1 protein-coding gene is annotated in these 1,233 nt (G+C 37.1%); it reads left to right on the forward strand.

The window, feature by feature from the left end; genetic code table 11:
* The first annotated feature begins 72 nt into the window (after positions 1 to 72).
* A protein-coding gene (locus LQ203_RS27295) for an IS3 family transposase (RefSeq protein ID WP_230163063.1) occupies positions 73 to 1,223 on the forward strand; the annotation gives its coding sequence in 2 pieces (ribosomal slippage) (positions 73 to 310 and positions 310 to 1,223; 1,152 coding nt in all).
* The last annotated feature ends 10 nt before the right edge of the window (positions 1,224 to 1,233 follow it).

Here is a 1,233-nt window from a genome sequence, read left to right on the forward strand (position 1 = left end):
TGGAGTTAGTATAGTTTCATGGACACATTTTAGTTAAGTCCTTACAATGATTTTTGAGAGGATGTGTCCGTCTTGGAACGTAAGAATACAGGGAAAAAATATAATAATGAATTCAAGAAGACTATTGTAGACCTTTATCACTCGGGTAATTCGGTCAAAGAATTAAGCAGCGAATATGGCGTATCAGAAGTTACCATTTATAAATGGGTTAAAGAATTTACCCCTATCGGTTTAGGGGAAGAGTCAATGACTCCAAAGGAATTAGCTGCCATACAGAAGGAAAACCTTCGGTTAAAGCAAGAAGTTGAAATCTTAAAAAAGGCTATGGCCATATTCGCGAAAAAGTAACCGAGACAGATCTTACCGAATTTATTGAGGAACACAAGAAACAATATCCCGTACAGAAGATGTGTGAAATACTAGAAATCCCAAGAAGCAGCCATTATCAGTCTCTTCAACTTGTCGTATCCAATCGCGAACAGGAAAACAAAGAGCTAACGAAGAAAATTTATCTCATCTACTTAGAGAGCAAGGGACGTTATGGTGCTCCCAAGATACATAAAATCTTATTAACCAAAGGATTTTCCCTAAGTCTAAAGCGTGTTCAACGCCTAATGAGCAAGGCGAGTATTCGTTCTATCACGAAGAAAAAATACCGTCCTTATCCATCAAAAGAAAAGGTTATTCAGTTAGATAATTTGCTTAAACGAGACTTTACTACCCAGACCATTAATGAGAAATGGGTAGCTGATATTACGTATATCCACACGTTAAAAGACGGATGGTGTTATTTAGCTTCTGTATTGGATCTTCATTCTAAGAAAATAGTAGGGTATTCCTTTTCACGTTCTATGACGACAGAACTGGTCATAAAAGCTTTCGATAACGCTCACTCTTCACAAAAGCCCTCGGAGGGCTTAGTTCTTCATACGGATCTTGGCTCACAATATACAAGCAGTGAGTTTACTCAACATACCCAGAATCATCATATTAAGCAATCCTTTAGCCAGAAGGGTTGCCCGTACGATAATGCCTGTATTGAATCTTTTCATGCGATATTAAAGAAGGAAGAAGTCAACCACGTACAGTATCTAGACTACCAAACAGCTAAATTAGCGATATTCCAATTTATTGAAGGTTGGTATAACCGAAAAAGAATTCACAGTAGCTTAGGATATAAAACTCCACAAGCCATTGAAGATCAAATTACAAAAACAGCTTAAGATTTAACTT

It is taken from the genome of Peribacillus sp. Bi96 (assembly GCF_918698115.1).
In the GTDB taxonomy this organism is placed as follows: domain Bacteria; phylum Bacillota; class Bacilli; order Bacillales; family DSM-1321; genus Peribacillus.